Below are 16240 nucleotides of genomic sequence, written 5' to 3' on the forward strand. Positions count from 1 at the left end.
AGCTGCTTTACCCTATTATTACGTATTTTCTTATTTCAGCATTACTCTGTTATGACCCTAACACTCTACAATACCCTCACCCGTCGTCAAGAACCGTTTAAAACAGTCGAGCCAGGCAAGGTTAAGATGTATTACTGCGGCGTGACGGTTTACGACTACTGCCATTTGGGTCATGCTAGAGCTTGCATCGTTTGGGACGTAGTGCGCCGATACCTCCAGTTTATCGGTTATGAAGTCCGATATATCCAAAATTTTACTGATATTGATGACAAGATTCTCAATCGCGCCCGTGTTGAACATTCCTCAATGGAAGTTGTAGCCGATCGCTTTATCAAAGCATATTTTGAGGATATGGCGCGGTTAGGAATCAAAGAAGCTGATGAATATCCCCGTGCTACCCACACAATGAACGGCATTCAGCGTTTAATTAATGAGTTGGAAAATAAAGGTTTTGCTTATGCCTCTGAAGGCGATGTGTATTACGCAGTCCGGCAGTTTGATGAGTATGGCAAGCTTTCGGGACGCAAGTTAGAAGATATGCAAGCGGGCAAAAGCGACCGCGTAAACGTAGAAGATCCAGAGTACCAGAAAAAGAAAGACCCCTTTGATTTTGCGTTGTGGAAAGCAGCAAAACCAGGAGAGCCAGCTTGGGAGTCACCTTGGGGCGCAGGTCGTCCGGGGTGGCATATAGAATGCTCGGCAATGGTGCGCGATCGCTTGGGTGATACCATAGATATTCATGCTGGTGGTGCTGACTTAATTTTTCCCCATCACGAAAACGAAATTGCCCAATCTGAGGCTGTAACAGGAAAACCCCTAGCAAATTACTGGTTACATAACGGGATGGTAAAGGTAGATGGTGAGAAAATGTCCAAATCTTTGGGCAACTTTACCACTATTCGAGAATTGCTGGATCGAGGAGTTGACGCGATGGCAGTGCGGTTGTTTGTACTGACTGCTCAGTATCGTACACCCATAGATTTTACCGATGAAGCGATCGCCGCAGCAACCAACGGTTGGCACACCATTAAAGAAGGTTTATTATTTGGCTACCAATACGGTAAAAAACTAGGCTGGGGAGTGGGAACTGCCTCACTACTCCCTGAAACTGTTGAACGCTTTCAAGAAACGGTGAATAACGACTTTAATTTTCCTGGTGGTTTAACAGTCCTGTTTGAATTAGCCAAAGAACTGCGCCGGGAGGGAAATATTATTGTGCATGAAGGGAAAACGGAAACTTCACCAGATGAGTTACAGCAGCAATGGCAAACTCTCGTCACATTGGCTGGAGTTTTGGGTTTAGAAGCCGAAATGGAAGCCGAACCTGACAAGAGTAATGGTTTAAGCGATGCGGAAATTGAAGCAAAAATTCAGCAAAGGCAAGAAGCACGTAAAGCCAAAAATTTTGCCGAAAGCGATCGCATTCGTGACGAACTCCAAGCAGAAGGTATTACGCTAATTGATAGCCGTGATGGTACACGCTGGCACCGGAATTAGGGGAGATGAGGGAGAAAGAATAACTAATATTCAATGCCCAATGCCCAATGCCCCATTCTCAATGCCCCATGCCCAATGCCCCATGCCCAATGCCCAATGCCCAATTCCCATTAACTTAAATTATGTGGTTTGAACTAAAAAAAGCGATCGCTAGTTTCGACATTCCTGCTGATTGGATCGGTATCAGAGCGGTAAAAGACACTTATACTACCCGTTCAGTCCGTGACGGTTTACCCCAAGTAAATGGTAAGTCCTTCACCGTTGGAGCCATGCTGGAAGTTTTGGTTAACGGCTGTCTGGGTTATGCAGCAACTAACTCTCTGGAACCGTCTTCGCTACAAGCTGCTGCCGAAACAGCCTATAAACAGGCACAAGCAGCCAGCGAATGGTGGATACATCCCTTCGGTGAAAGTGAGCGCCCTAAAGTCGTTGGTGAATATAAATCTCCATTTCTTGAACCATTAGATGCTTTGAGTCCAGGAGAAATCAACGATTTACTGGTTCGCATTTGCCAAACGCTGAAAGTTGACGACAAGATTGTGCAAACCATAGCCAGCGCTAGCATTATTGATAGAGAGTCTTGGTTTGTTAGCAGCAACGGCTCAGAAGTCTATCAAAAAACCCTATCTATAGGCACTCATTACGGAGCCATCGCCCAAAATGGTGCCAATGTGCAGCAGCGCAGTAATAATGGTTCACAAGCCAACTGTTACCAAGGTGGACTAGAACTATTAAAACAAGAAAACTTATGCGATCGCGTGCGGCTAATTGGGGAACAAGCAGTAGAACTCTTGACAGCAGAGGAATGCCCAACTACCCGTACCAATTTAGTTTTAGCTCCAGATCAAATGATGCTGCAAATCCATGAAAGTGTCGGGCATCCCTTAGAAATTGACCGAATTTTGGGAGATGAGCGTAACTATGCTGGAGGCAGCTTTGTTAATAAAAGTGATTTTGGCAACCTAGTATACGGTTCGCCACTAATGAATATTACCTTTGATCCCACCGTGGCTGGTGAATTTTCTAGCTATGGCTTTGATGATACTGGTGCTGTAGCAACGCGGGAGTATTTAGTAAAAGAAGGAGTACTCCAACGAGGTTTAGGCAGTTTAGAGAGTCAAGCAAGAGCAGGTGTACCAGGAGTAGCCTGTGCCCGTGCTTCTTCATGGAATCGACCAGCGATCGATCGCATGGGTAACTTGAATTTAGAGCCTCTAAATGCAACTTTTGAAGACATTATTGGCGGGATAGAACACGGCGTTTACATGGAATCTAACCGATCTTGGTCAATTGACGATCGCCGCTATAAATTCCAATTTGGTTGTGAGTACGCTAAATTAATTGAAAATGGTAAACTCACTAAAACCCTCCGTAATCCCAACTATCGCGCCACAACACCAGAATTTTGGCATAGCTTAATCCAAGTAGGAAATGCTGAAAACTGGCAAATGTATGGTACTCCTTATTGTGGAAAAGGAGAACCAAATCAGGCTATTTGGGTAGGACATGGTTCACCCGTTTGTGTATTTGCTAATGTCGAAGTTTTTGGTGGAGGAAGTTGAAAAAGTTAGGATTTATATACGATTGAAGCTTTTTTAAATTGAAAACTTCTAATAATTTAGGCGTAAACAAAGTAAAGTTTTTAGTCAGGATTTTAGTCCTAACTAAAAGCTGCTAACTCTTAACTTTCCCTCTATCTATTTTCTATTAATATTTAATATCCATGAAAATTGAGGAATTATCCGCGTTAGAAGTCAGCTTTAATCGACTTATTGAAACTCTAGTTATCAAAAAAGTAGAGAATGAACAATTCACTGTGAAACTAAGCAGTGAAAGAAGTCAATTTACTCGTTTCAATCATGCTAAAGTGCGACAAACTGGTTGTGTTGCTGATGGTTGGATTGAACTGACTCTAATGGCAGAACAACGCAGCAGTCTTCGGCAGTTTCCCTTTACTGGAAATTGGGATATAGACTGGCAATTTGCATATTCTGCTTTACAGGAATTACGTAGCGAACTATTTCTACTACCAATCGATCCATATCTAGTTTTACCATCAGGAACTAATACTAGCCGAGAAGTACATTCTGGGAATTTATTGGCAGAGGAAGCAGTAGTAAAAAGTGTATTAGAACAAGTTGCTGAATTAGATTTTACTGGTATATATGCTGGAGGAATAGTAATTAAAGGTTATGGTGACTCCAATGGTCAAAAACATTGGTTTGCTACTGATTCTTTTACCTTAGATTATTCCTTATTTTCTGCCTCTGAACAAGCTGTTAAGGGCACATTTGCAGGTAATAACTGGGATGAATCTGCTTATATAGCCAAAATCAGCGAAGGCAAAAAGCAACTCGAATTGCTTGCTCACCCAGCGAAAGAACTGCCACGCGGACAATATAAAACTTATTTTGCACCTGCTGCTGTTGCAGATTTATTACTGATGCTTTCTTGGGGAGCTATAAGTGAAGCTGATATCCAACAAGGAAATAGTGCTTTAGCTGCTTTATCGCGTCAAGAAAAACAACTTTCGCCAGCATTTAGTTTGAAAGAAAACTTTCAGCGCGGATTAGTACCCCGATTTAATGAATTGGGAGAAATGGCAGCACCGGAGTTACCTGTGATAGAAAAAGGACGTTTGGTAAACACTCTGGTGAATTCTCGTACTGCTAAGGAATATCAGAAAACTGCGAATGGTGCTAATGGTTCAGAAACTCTACGTGCGCCAGAAATCAGTCCAGGAAATTTAGTATTTGAGCAAATTCTTCCGAAATTGGATACAGGATTGTATTTATCAAATTTGCATTACTTGAACTGGAGCGATCGCCAAACTGGTAGAATCACAGGTATGACTCGCTATGCCTGTTTTTGGGTAGAAAAAGGAGAAATTATCGCTCCCATTGAAAACTTACGTTTTGATGAAAGTCTTTATCGCTTCTGGGGAGAAAATCTAGTAGATTTGACTGATTTTCAAGAATTTATTCCCGAAGTAGGCACTTATGATAGTCGCCAACTAGGAGGTAGTTTAGTTCCCGGTATGTTGGTGAAAGATTTTACTTACACCCTGTAATCAGATATTAATTGCGTTTTTGATCAATTTGTAATAAGTAGATCCCCGACTTCTCAAAGAAGTCGGGGATCTGGTTGCTCGTGAAATGCTAAAATCATCTATCTCTGTAAACTGCATTAATTACAATATCTTTGATACTCAGGTAAAGAATTAATAGCAACGATAAAAATTGCCCAAATTGAAGAATTGGATCTAAGCGCCAACCTTGAAAAAACAAGATTGCTCCAATTAACAACATTATAATTGGCGTAAATATAAGTTGGATAATGTAAAGGGCTAAAGCCCAACCTCTAAGTCTGGTTCCACGTTGGGATAACCAAGCTACTGTTAAAATCAAGTAAATAATTGCCCAAAGAAAATAAATAATTCCAATTAAACCAGCTAGATTTATTCCATAGTTAACTTGAGCCAAAGTGAACATTATTAAAAACCCTGCTTAATTACAAGCCAAAATTTTAAATCTATGACTCGGTAGGTTCCCCAAAAAATCTTCCTTAATAAAAATCGTTGGGTTAAGCAATAGCGAAACCCAACCTATAATTTTTCATCATCTCTTATTAGAATCTCTATCTTTTTTTGCTAGGCGGTGAATTGCGCTGCGTGAGGTTATCAATTTGCAATTGTTGCCTTCCGTTCGTGACAATTCGCAACATATCTTTGAGATCCTGCTCGATATTGCCCAAAATGCCATCAGCATATTGATCGGCACCATCTTCAATTTCTTGAGCCTGAGCGATCGCAGTTTGCCTCATAAGCTCTAACTCTTGCTGACAAGCATACCGCTTATGCTCAATCTCGGCGAGGGTTTCTTGCATTATTCCCTCACACTCTTGTTGCACTTGTCGCCGCAGTTGTTCAGCTTCTTGTTCCGCCTGTTGAATAATATCGCTTTCAGCTAAGATTTGCGCTCTTTTTGCTTGTGCGGACTCAACAACCTGCTGTCCATACTCTTCCGCTTCTAGCAGAATTTCATCCTTTTGCTCAAGGATGGCTGCTGCTTCTTGAAACAGTGATGGTAAAGCAAGCCGGATGTAATCAAGCTGTTCCAGCAGCTTTTCTTCATCTATGAGAGTGCGTCCCGTCAGAGGAATTCTGAGACTAGAGAGAACTATTTCCTCTAGGCGGTTGAGTTCCTGCTGAATATCTACGCTTCCCTCTCCACCGACATATTCTTCAGGGGGGGGATTGCTTCCGTTGAGATTGGGTTCAACGTTGGAGAGTTGTGATTGTTGTAGCATTGGTATATATCTAGGGCAATGTGTGGGGGAACAAGATGATCGATAGAGCCGCCAAACCTTGCAATCTCTCTTACCACACTACTACTTAAAAAACTATACTCATTTGAGGTTGCTAGAAAAACTGTTTCTATTTGGGTAGAAAGAGTTTTATTCGTGTGAGCCATTTGCAGTTCCACTTCAAAATCTGACACAGCCCGTAAACCCCGAAGTAAAACTTGTGCATGTCGCATTTGGGCATAGTTTACGGTAAGACCATCAAAGCTGTCTACTTCTACATTAGGTAGATGTTGTGTAGAAAGACGGATCTGCTCTAGCCGTTGCTGCACGCTGAAAAGTGGCGTTTTGTTTGGGTTCCGCAGTACAGCGACAATTACCCGCTCAAACAGCCGACAACCGCGCTGGATGAGGTCTAGGTGTCCCAAGGTGATGGGGTCGAAGCTACCAGGATAAATAGCAATCACAATTTTAGATATATCAAAGTTGTTTAGGTGATTATATCGAAACTATTTTGTGTAACTTACTCAAATTTACCATCTTGCGCTCTAAGAGGATGTTTGAAAAGTCATGATTGATGTATCAAATATTTTTACCCCACCCTAACCCTCCCCTTATAAAGGGGAGGGAACCGGATTTTCTTATTTCCCCCCTTTATAAGGGGGGACTAAGGGGGGTAATAATTCGATAAAAATTACAACATACCACTTTTCAAACAACCTCTAAGCAAGAATGGTAAACTCAATTGTTTTAGTGGTACAAGTTATGCTCAACTAGGCGTTAGGAATTAGACTCCTAAATATGGATGCTGGATTTTAAGTGTAATTCTAGTATTCGAGATCCAAGAAACTCCGTACTTAGCAAAGTGCGCGGGTAGTTAACGAACTTTTCTAGGTAATTTCTCATGGCACTGGATTTTTCCGCCTTGCCCTTGGCATTTCAATTTGCTTCTCCAGGACCTATTCTGGTGAAATTAGATTTAGATATACTAGGTATCCATTTAAGTATCCGTTGGTATGGCTTGTTGATTGCCACGGCTGTTTTAATTGGCGTAATCCTCTCTCAGGAGTTCGCAAAGCGCCGTAACGTCAATCCTGAGTTGCTAGGCGATTTGTTCTTTTGGTTGTTGATTGGGGCAATTCCCGGCGCACGGCTATATTATGTTTTCTTTGAATGGTCAAAATATGCCCCAACTCCCGGAAAAATCTTTGCTATCTGGGAAGGTGGTATTGCCATTCACGGAGCAATTCTTGGTGGCGTTATAGCTGCGTTAATCTTTGCCAAAATCAAGCAGGTTTCTTTCTGGCAACTGGCAGATTTAGTAGCGCCTTCGCTGATTTTAGGGCAAGCGATCGGACGTTGGGGCAATTTCTTTAATTCTGAAGCTTTTGGCGATCCTACTGATTTACCCTGGAAGCTGTATATTCCACCAGACCATCGTCCTCTAGCTTATGCTAGTTTCGATTATTTCCATCCCACCTTCCTGTATGAGTCTCTGTGGGATTTAATGGTGTTTTCGCTGCTAATAACATTGTTTTTCCGGTCTTTATCCGGTAAGCCTCGTTTGAAGGTAGGCACGCTATTTTTAGTTTACTGGCCAGCCTACAGCTTAGGACGCTTGTGGATTGAAGGTTTCCGCACTGATAGCTTGATGCTGGGGCCATTACGGATGGCACAAGTAGTCAGTAGTCTAGGGATTTTATTAGGATTAGTTGGATTAGCTTGGCTTTACTTACTTAAACGCCCTTTACCCGATGTAGTGAATACTCCCAAGGGGAATGGGGAGATGAGGGGATGAGTTTTGAGTGCTAGTGCTGAGTGCTGAGTGCTGAGTGCTGAGTGCTGAGTGGGATGAAGGAGACAAGCAGAATAAATAATTAATGCCCAATGCCCAATGCCCCATGCCCCATGCCCAATTCCCAATGCCCAATTCCCAAAAATAAAAAATGCCCCAGAATATTTTCTAGGGCTTAACCAGGGTGCATCTACCATTACTCTCTACTAGGGAAAGAGAGTGAATCAGGAAAGATACTGAGAAAATATCAAAAAAGTTTTTTGAGGGATTGCTGTGGGTTCTTTTAAAAGTGAATATACAGAAAACCTGAGTTATAAAAAAACGCTATATGCCATAGAACCATCTGTGTATATTGTCGGTGCAGGCCCTGGAGATCCTGATTTATTGACGGTGAAGGCGCAGAAATTACTGGCTGTTGCTGATGTGATTTTATTTGCTGATTCTTTAATCCCCGAACAGATTTTAGAACTTTGCCGAGAAGATGCGGAGATAATTAGAACTGCGAATCAGACTTTAGAAGAGATTGTACCGATTATGATCGATAGGGTGCGATCGCAACAAAAATCTGTCGTCCGTCTCCATTCTGGCGATCCTAGTCTCTACAGCGCCATCCACGAGCAAATGCACCTCCTTGCAGAGGCAAATATTCCTTTTGAAGTCATACCTGGTATCAGCGCTTTTCAAGCTGCTGCTGCCAAACTCAAAGTTGAGTTGACTGTCCCCGGTTTAGTCCAAACCATCATTTTAACCCGCATCAGTGGACGTACAGAAGTCCCCGCTACTGAGGAATTAGCTACTCTTGCAGCACATCAGGCTAGCCTCTGCCTATATCTGAGTGCGCGTCACGTCGAAAATGCCCAAGCAAAATTACTCGAACACTATCCAGCCGAAACCCCCATTGCAATTTGTTTTCGCATCGGCTGGCCGGATGAAAAAATCAGGGTTGTCCCCCTGAATGAAATGGCGGAATGCACTCATAAAGAAAAACTAATTCGCACTACGCTTTATATAATCAGTCCAGCACTCTCAACAACAACGGGGCGATCGCGTTTATATCATCCCGAACATAGTCACCTATTTCGCTCGTCTCATAACTGAAGATTGGGCATTGAGCAAAAGAGTTCTGAGTGCTGAATTAAGAGTTATTCTCCCTCACTCCCTCATCTCCCCCATCCCACTCATCTCCTTGACATTTAAACTCGTTTATCGGCAATCGAAAGTTATATGGTAAATAAGTTTCCATCCCCGTGAGGGGTAAAGGAATTTAAACCTGCAATACCGTTACCTGCTGAGTTCATAGTAGAGGGTTTCCATCCCCGTGAGGGGTAAAGGAATTTAAACGATGAGTACCAAGCCAGACGGTTCCTCTACTATGAACTCAGTGTTTCCATCCCCGTGAGGGGTAAAGGAATTTAAACACGAACGAAATTGCTAACAAACTTGTTAGTGAATTCAATGGGAAAAAGTTTCCATCCCCGTGAGGGGTAAAGGAATTTAAACCAAATGCTAGTTATGGATGTTGATCACATCCTGTTGTTTCCATCCCCGTGAGGGGTAAAGGAATTTAAACTTTTTAGTTTTTTTAGAGTTACTCCTTAAATCAGGAATAGTTTCCATCCCCGTGAGGGGTAAAGGAATTTAAACTTTAACTTTGCAGCAAATGACGAAGAACTTAGGCCATTGTTTCCATCCCCGTGAGGGGTAAAGGAATTTAAACACAAATGTGCGTGGAACTCAGTGGTCTGATTTCCAAACAGAGTTTCCATCCCCGTGAGGGGTAAAGGAATTTAAACAATTACCCTTTGGCTTATTCCGTAAGTATCAATATTCAGGTTTCCATCCCCGTGAGGGGTAAAGGAATTTAAACAGAGGGGATGAGTGTTACTGGAAACAAAAACAAGAAAGAGGTTTCCATCCCTGTGAGGGGTAAAGGAATTTAAACAAGTTCAACTAACCCAGGGTGCATCAGAAGATTTAGTGGCAAAGGTTTCCATCCCCGTGAGGGGTAAAGGAATTTAAACTATTTATACTGTTGGTTACAACCAATAACATAGGATGTTTCCATCCCCGTGAGGGGTAAAGGAATTTAAACTGTTTTGAAGGGTATAAGTGAAGCAGGAATCATTCCTGGAGTTTCCATCCCCGTGAGGGGTAAAGGAATTTAAACTCTGGAGGCAACCGTCCCCAAAACCAACCACCCCAAAAAGTTTCCATCCCCGTGAGGGGTAAAGGAATTTAAACCCTACTCTTTCAGAAGCCTTATGACGATTGAGTTTGAGATGGGTCAATCTGAGGGGGTCGTTTTTTCATAGGAATAATTGATAAATCTTCTCAATAAATTCCATATTGACACACCTCAAATGCTTACTCAGCAAGCTATCTGAGGGGGTCAACGAAAGAATAAGGGTTTCAGGCGTTGTCTGACCCCCTCAGATGCTTATCAATCAATGAAGAATTTATAACTTTATCAAATGATTGGGAGTAGTTAGAAACACTTGCTTTTGATCTTAGTTTATTAATTTTTCATGGTTCAGGAAAATTTACAGTCATCGTATAGAAACTTACTAAAAAAGTCAAGGTGAAATATAAAGTATAAAATTACTCCACCGAACTTTTGTAGTTTTTATTTAGTACAGCATTCTATAAATTCAGGCAATTGAGGGTTGAAATTTCAACGCATAGGCGCTTCTCTACGAGACGCTACGCGAACGCCTTCCCGCAGAGTCGTGTATACACAAAGCTGAAGAACACTGATTTTACCCCACCCTACTATTTATTTCGGGAATTATCTACTGCGATCGCAAATCAAAATTAATTAACCGCCCAGTGGACACGTTTATAGTGTCATTGAGTTTGCAGATGCTAAGGGTGCAATGTGGGGCTGGAACGGCACAACCTTTGGTTAATTCCCCATCTACTTTGGTTAAGACTAACTCGATCTAGCAGGTGTAGGATAGAGATCCTATATAAACTCGTGATTTTTTATGTCTGCTACGCCTCTTGTCTCTCAGGTTGACTCACACAACCCAGAAAAATCAGAATTAATCCCTCCCCTTCTCGGTGCTTCTCTGGCTGAGTTAAGCACTTGGGTGCAGCAACAAGGACAACCTGCTTACAGAGGAAAGCAACTGCATGAATGGATCTACGATAAGGGAGTGCGATCGCTAGCTGATATTTCTGTCTTCTCTAAGCAATGGCGTGCGGAAGTTGCAGAAATTCCCATTGGACGCTCAACTTTACATTACCGCTCTGTGGCTCCTGATGGCACGGTCAAATATCTTTTGCGATTAACAGACGATCAAATTATTGAAACTGTAGGCATCCCAACCTTTGCAGAAAGGGGAGAAGGCCCAAAAGCCCGTCTGACAGTTTGCGTCTCTACTCAGGTGGGTTGCCCAATGGCGTGTGATTTCTGCGCTACTGGTAAGGGAGGCTACAAACGCAACTTAGCACGGCACGAAATTATCGATCAAGTGTTGACTGTGCAAGAAGATTTTCAGCAACGGGTTAGTAATGTCGTGTTTATGGGACTAGGTGAACCGTTGTTAAATACTGAGAATGTCCTAGCGTCCCTAAAATCTCTAAATCAAGATATTGGTATTGGGCAGCGATCGCTTACAGTTTCTACAGTTGGGATTCGCGATCGCATCCGTGAGTTCGCGCAAAATAATTTGCAAATCACTCTCGCTGTGAGTCTCCACGCACCCAACCAAGCACTGCGAGAAAAACTCATCCCTAGCGCCCGCGCCTATCCTCTAGAAGATTTACTGGCTGAATGTCGAGAATATGTAGAAATCACTGGGCGGCGCGTTACCTTTGAATATGTTCTCCTGGCTGGTGTCAACGATTTACCAGAACACGCATTAGAACTGTCAAAATGTATGCGAGGATTTCAATGTCATGTGAATTTGATTCCCTACAATCCCATCCAAGAAGTAGATTATAAACGCCCCAACCGCGATCGCATTGAAGCATTTGTCAACGTCCTTAAGCAACAAAATACTGCTGTGAGTGTACGTTATTCCCGTGGTTTAGAAGCTGATGCTGCTTGCGGACAATTGAGAGCAAGTAAAAATTAACCTATCTGTAATCAGTAAATATAACTACTTAAATCTCGCAAAACCCTGTTATACTAATCAGTTTATAAATTTAATGGTTAGCTCAGTTTGTAGCGAATTGAACCAGGATATTAATAGAGGTGATAGTTATGCCAAGTTCTTCATATTCAGTTCTCAGACCTTATATTGCTGCTGATTTTAAGGTGGATTTAGATAAACAAGATATCCTAAGTTTTCCTGTTTCTACTTCCAGTCCAGCCATCGAAGCGAATAGTTATTACTTTGGGCATCCAGAATGGGCAAAAAACTATTTTGAAAGTTGTCATCGTGATGAAGTGTTCAAGTCTTCCTGGGAAGCGGCTATAGGGAGTTGGGATGATAAAATTGTTGTAGACATTGGTTGTGGCCCAGGCAATTTATATGCAACGCTTGGGGGAAAACCACAATTGTTAATTGGTGTAGATATTAGCTATGGGGCATTGTCTATGGCTCAACGTATTGGCTATACAGCAGTGAAAGCAGATGCCCACCAACTTCCTTTCATTTCTAACTTTGCTGACATCGTAGTACTAAATGCTACACTGCATCACTGTGATTACATGGACATCGTTTTGCAGGAAGCAGCGCGTTTAGTCCGTCCAGGCGGCATCCTAATCACAGACCACGACCCTCAGTTGACTGCCTGGAACTTCCAAGGATTAGGTTTGTGGTTATGGAACTTGCGCTTAGGGCTATATCGGCTAATCAAACGAGGAGGTCATGCCTCAGCAGCAGAGCAAACTTGGGGATTAGCAACTGAGGTTCATCACCGACCTGGAGATGGAGTAACACCAGAGCTTTACTACAAAATTCTGGAGCCACTTGGCTTTAGTGTCAAGGTTTATCCCCATAACCATACAGTTGGTGCAGAAGTATTGCAAGGCAATTACGGTGAATCTGACAAGAAGTATCGCTTGGCTCAATTATGGTCTGGTATCAATCCTAATTCACCACAAGCAGCTTTATCGCTGATGTGTGTTGCGACACGCCATTGACGAAATAACTATATGTTGAATCCCTCATTAATACTTAAACGATGGCTACTGGTAATTGTTCTTGCAAAAGCTTTGCCGATGAATTCTCCTGCTTATGGACAAATAATTCAGACGAATCCACAGCAACCTGAGTCTTTTCAAGAAAGAATCAGACAACAACAAGAGGAGCAAAATCAGCAAACACAAGAACAAATGAAGGAAACATGGCTACGGCTAAACCTTCAGGAACCACAACTACAACAACAGCAGAGAATACAACAGCAAGAATTTTCACGACAACGGCAAGAAATTATCCGCCAGCAACAACTCAGACTACAACAGCAAGAAACTAGACTACAACAGCAAGAATTTTCACGACAGCAACAACTGAGAATACAAGATCAACAACTTAGACAACAGCAACAACTTAGACAACAGCAACAATTAAGGTTACAAGAACAGATACGACAGCAACAACTCAGACAACAGAAAGATAACTTGTAAAGTCTTCAAAATTTATTAAAAATTAGAGAAAACATTCTCCAATCTTTAATTTTATTATCTAGCGCTTTGCATAAATTCCTGGTGCATAAGCCTCAATGACTTTGCCAGTACGCGTACAACTAATCATCAAATAGTCACAACTAGAGCATTGTGTACGAGTTAATTGACTATCAGAAATATAATAACGTTCTGCTTGGCAGCCACAATTTGGGCAGTAAATTTTTTGTACTGTCTGCATTTTAAAATCCCTGGTTGTAATTTATTTTTTATTTGAGAAAACTGCCAGTTAAAGTAGCAATAATTTTGGTTTGACCCAACTTAACAAACAACTTTAATATTGGCTAATTATTTTAAACAGAATTTCAGATTTGAAAACTTTTCGATATCTCTGTATATTATCCTAGAATTTAAGTGATATTACCCTCTTACTTTAGATACATAAATTATTTTTTAATTAAATACCGCTTAGAGATTTACTGATCCCTATCACGAATGCCTTGAGAGATCCTTATTTCTAGTCTTTTCAGACCAATACAAAAAAGCCGTTCTTGTATTGAAAAATTAAAACCAATAAAATACTGTATATTTAGTAACAAAATATTTATCTTAAGAATTGGTTAATATTTGCTAGCAAGATTTATGAGGTTAAATTATGTTGAGATAATCTAATCAAAATTACCATACTTACGACATTGCGTAAATTTACGGTATTTAAACATCTTCAATGCTCGCAGACAACCTTAATGGAATCCTCTACGAGAGTGGAACTAATACTTTGTCAAGCTAGTTTTGAGGGTTTATAGTAAGGACTTGAGTCCTTATTTTCTAAGCAATCAAGTCCTTACTACAAACTTGTTTAAGTCTGACTTTTCACGTCATGTGGAAAAGCCCATGAAAGACCTAACCCCCTAGCCCCCTTCCCGACACGGGAAGGGGGAAAATTCAAAGTCTCTCTCCTTGTAGGAGAGAGATTTAGAGAGAGGTTTTCCAGATCCCGTGAAAAGTCAGGTTTAAGTAGGTAGGCGTAATTAAATATAAGATCAAACCTCACCCTCAATCCCTCTCCAAAGTATCGGAGAGGGAAGCCGGAGGCAGGGGTGAGGTTTTATATTTAATTTGACCCACTTACTTACCCATAAATTGAAATTTTACAGACTACTAATCTCCTCAAGCAGGATGAAAATAATCGTAAATTTCTTGAGCCAAACGCGGCCCAATTCCTGGAACCTCAGCGAGTTGTGGGGTTGTAGCTTGGCGAATATAATCAACTGAACGAAAATGCCCTAGTAGCTGCTTTTGTCGATGATGTCCTAAACCAGGAATTTCATCTAAACGCGATCGCTTTAATTTATCACTACGCTGTTGACGATGGAAAGTTACTGCAAACCGATGCGCTTCATCTCGCAATCGTCGTAACAGCTGTACCCCTGGTTGTTCTGCATCAGTTGTCAAAGGTTTAGATTCTCCCGGTAAAAAAATCTCTTCTCGCTGCTTCGCTAAACTCACAACTCGCAAGTCTTCTAATACATTCATTTCTTGCAAAACGGCGATAACCGATGATAACTGACCTTTCCCACCATCAATCATGATTAAATCAGGCCAGTCTGGATTACCCAAACGTGCTAACTGTGTATCTTCCCCATACTTGCGGAAGCGTCGCCCAATAACTTCAGCAAGACTAGCAAAATCATCTGAATGTCCCGCCGTCACAGTGGGATTTTTAATTTTGTAGTGGCGATAATGTTGCTTGGCTGGTAATCCGTCGATAAACACTACTTGCGAAGCGACAGCATTTGAGCCTTGAATATGGGAAATGTCATAACCTTCAATGCGGTGGGGTACATCTGGTAAATCGAGAATAGCTGCTAAATCTTGCATTGCTTGGTGATTGCGATCGCCAAATTTTTGCATTCTTTGCAATTCATACTGAGCATTTCGCTCTACCATCTCAATTAATTCTGCCTTAGTTTGCCGCAAAGGAGTCAAAATTGTGACTTTTTTACCTTTACGTTGAGTTAAGACATCCGCCAATATCTCCGCATCTGGTAAATCATGCTGCACCAAAATTTCTAAGGGTATTTCTACTGAGTCAGCAGTTTGGTAATGTTCCTCCAAAGCTCGTTGTAAAATAGCTCCTGGTTCTGCATGAGCATCCGCTACAAAGGCTAAACGTCCTACCAATTGCCCAGCGCGAATCTGGAATAATTGAATGCAAGCGTGTTCTTCGTTAGCTGCCAGTGCGATCGCATCCCGTGAAACTGTATCATCTGGTAAGGATACTTTTTGGTCAGCATTCAGGGACTTTAACCCAGAAATTTGATCGCGAATCCGGGCTGCTGACTCAAAGTTCAAGTCCTCAGATGCTGCATTCATCTGTTGAGTCAAAATATCAATCAATTCCTGAGTTCGCCCTTGGAATACCATCGCTATCTTTTGCACAATTTTGCGATATTCTTCTGGTGAAGTCAGCTTTTGACACACACCCGGACAGCGCCCTAAATCATAATTTAAGCACGGACGATCTTTGAAAAGTGGTTGAGGTCGTTGTCGCTGGGGAAAGATGCGTTTACAGATGCGGACAACTTCTCGCAATAAACCAGCATCAGTATAAGGCCCGTAAAATTTATCCTTTTCCTTACCAAATTGACGTTTACGGGTAATAAAAATTCGCGGATAATCTTCTGACCAAGTAATGCAGAGATAGGGATATTTTTTATCATCTTTGAGCAGCACGTTGAAGTACGGCTGGTGCTGCTTGATCAAATTGGCTTCTAGTGCTAAAGCTTCGGCTTCAGTATCAGTAACGATAAATTCAATTTCTGTCACCAACTTGACCATCGTAGCGATGCGTTCAGTCTTATTGTAGCCATCCCGAAAATAGGAACGGACACGCGATCGCAACTTCCGTGACTTACCTATATATATAATGCGATCGCTCTTATCCCGCATAAAATAAACCCCCGGTTCCGGTGGAATTTCGCCTAGACGATTTTCCAGTCGTTCCGGCTCTTTAACCAGTGGTAGTATTTGAGTAGATATTGTCACAATCAAAATTAAGTAATCTTTCTCTA

Annotated in this window: 14 protein-coding genes and 1 CRISPR repeat array; of the genes, 9 read left to right on the forward strand and 5 right to left on the reverse strand. The window is 41.7% G+C overall.

Translation table 11 applies throughout. The features are described from left to right. Window positions 1-51: 51 nt before the first annotated feature. The 4 genes from cysS (at window position 52) to V7K98_RS05300 (ending at window position 4567) form a co-directional block, all read left to right on the forward strand. The gene (gene cysS, locus V7K98_RS05285) at window positions 52-1497 is read left to right on the forward strand and encodes a cysteine--tRNA ligase (protein ID WP_335019778.1); all 1446 of its coding nucleotides are present in this window, start codon (window positions 52-54) and stop codon (window positions 1495-1497) included. Beyond that, window positions 1472-1630 (forward strand): histidine kinase, encoded by a 159-nt coding sequence (locus V7K98_RS05290; RefSeq protein ID WP_335019779.1) that lies wholly within the window; start codon window positions 1472-1474, stop codon window positions 1628-1630. Before cysS ends, V7K98_RS05290 begins: the two co-directional genes overlap by 26 nt. Then, complete coding sequence (locus tag V7K98_RS05295; protein WP_335019780.1) at window positions 1620-3059, forward strand: TldD/PmbA family protein; 1440 nt, start codon at window positions 1620-1622, stop codon at window positions 3057-3059. The genes V7K98_RS05290 and V7K98_RS05295 overlap by 11 nt, the downstream gene beginning before the upstream one ends. A gap of 161 nt (window positions 3060-3220) precedes the next feature. After that, entirely contained in the window at window positions 3221-4567 is a 1347-nt protein-coding gene (locus V7K98_RS05300; protein WP_335019781.1) for a TldD/PmbA family protein, read from the forward strand. A 94-nt stretch (window positions 4568-4661) separates the two neighbouring features. Here V7K98_RS05300 and V7K98_RS05305 read toward each other — a convergent pair whose 3' ends face one another. The 3 genes from V7K98_RS05305 to coaD all read right to left on the reverse strand — a co-directional run bounded on the left by V7K98_RS05305 (window position 4662) and on the right by coaD (window position 6266). Further along, window positions 4662-4988 (reverse strand): Ycf66 family protein, encoded by a 327-nt coding sequence (locus V7K98_RS05305; protein WP_335019782.1) that lies wholly within the window; start codon window positions 4986-4988, stop codon window positions 4662-4664. Window positions 4989-5133: 145 nt separating this feature from the next. Continuing rightward, the gene (locus V7K98_RS05310; RefSeq protein ID WP_335019783.1) at window positions 5134-5805 is read right to left on the reverse strand and encodes a DivIVA domain-containing protein; all 672 of its coding nucleotides are present in this window, start codon (window positions 5803-5805) and stop codon (window positions 5134-5136) included. Further along, a complete protein-coding gene (gene coaD, locus V7K98_RS05315; RefSeq protein ID WP_335019784.1) occupies window positions 5712-6266 on the reverse strand; it encodes a pantetheine-phosphate adenylyltransferase in 555 nt (184 codons plus the stop codon). The genes V7K98_RS05310 and coaD overlap by 94 nt, the downstream gene beginning before the upstream one ends. Before the next feature lie 437 nt (window positions 6267-6703). On the opposite strand from coaD, the gene lgt reads away from it, so the two are divergent. From lgt to V7K98_RS05340, 5 genes are all read left to right on the forward strand, one after another. Next, the gene (lgt, locus tag V7K98_RS05320) at window positions 6704-7597 is read left to right on the forward strand and encodes a prolipoprotein diacylglyceryl transferase (RefSeq protein WP_335019785.1); all 894 of its coding nucleotides are present in this window, start codon (window positions 6704-6706) and stop codon (window positions 7595-7597) included. A 303-nt stretch (window positions 7598-7900) separates the two neighbouring features. Next, window positions 7901-8692, forward strand: coding sequence for a precorrin-4 C(11)-methyltransferase (gene cobM / locus V7K98_RS05325; RefSeq protein WP_335019857.1), 792 nt, complete (start codon window positions 7901-7903; stop codon window positions 8690-8692). A gap of 137 nt (window positions 8693-8829) precedes the next feature. Beyond that, window positions 8830-9835: a CRISPR direct-repeat array (repeat unit 35 nt; unit sequence GTTTCCATCCCCGTGAGGGGTAAAGGAATTTAAAC). 743 nt (window positions 9836-10578) lie between these two features. Continuing rightward, complete coding sequence (gene rlmN / locus V7K98_RS05330) at window positions 10579-11673, forward strand: 23S rRNA (adenine(2503)-C(2))-methyltransferase RlmN (protein WP_335019786.1); 1095 nt, start codon at window positions 10579-10581, stop codon at window positions 11671-11673. Between the two features lie 128 nt (window positions 11674-11801). Continuing rightward, window positions 11802-12686, forward strand: coding sequence for a class I SAM-dependent methyltransferase (locus V7K98_RS05335; RefSeq protein WP_335019787.1), 885 nt, complete (start codon window positions 11802-11804; stop codon window positions 12684-12686). A gap of 12 nt (window positions 12687-12698) precedes the next feature. Next, window positions 12699-13169 (forward strand): hypothetical protein, encoded by a 471-nt coding sequence (locus V7K98_RS05340; protein WP_335019788.1) that lies wholly within the window; start codon window positions 12699-12701, stop codon window positions 13167-13169. A gap of 58 nt (window positions 13170-13227) precedes the next feature. Here the strand turns inward: V7K98_RS05340 and V7K98_RS05345 are convergent, their stop codons facing one another. Beyond that, window positions 13228-13407, reverse strand: a complete 180-nt coding sequence (locus tag V7K98_RS05345; protein WP_094332638.1) for a replication restart DNA helicase PriA — start codon at window positions 13405-13407, stop codon at window positions 13228-13230. A gap of 929 nt (window positions 13408-14336) precedes the next feature. Further along, window positions 14337-16214 (reverse strand): excinuclease ABC subunit UvrC, encoded by a 1878-nt coding sequence (gene uvrC, locus V7K98_RS05350; protein WP_335019789.1) that lies wholly within the window; start codon window positions 16212-16214, stop codon window positions 14337-14339. Between the last annotated feature and the right edge of the window lie 26 nt (window positions 16215-16240).

Source organism: Nostoc sp., from assembly GCF_036917435.1.
In the GTDB taxonomy this organism is placed as follows: Bacteria; Cyanobacteriota; Cyanobacteriia; order Cyanobacteriales; family Nostocaceae; genus Nostoc.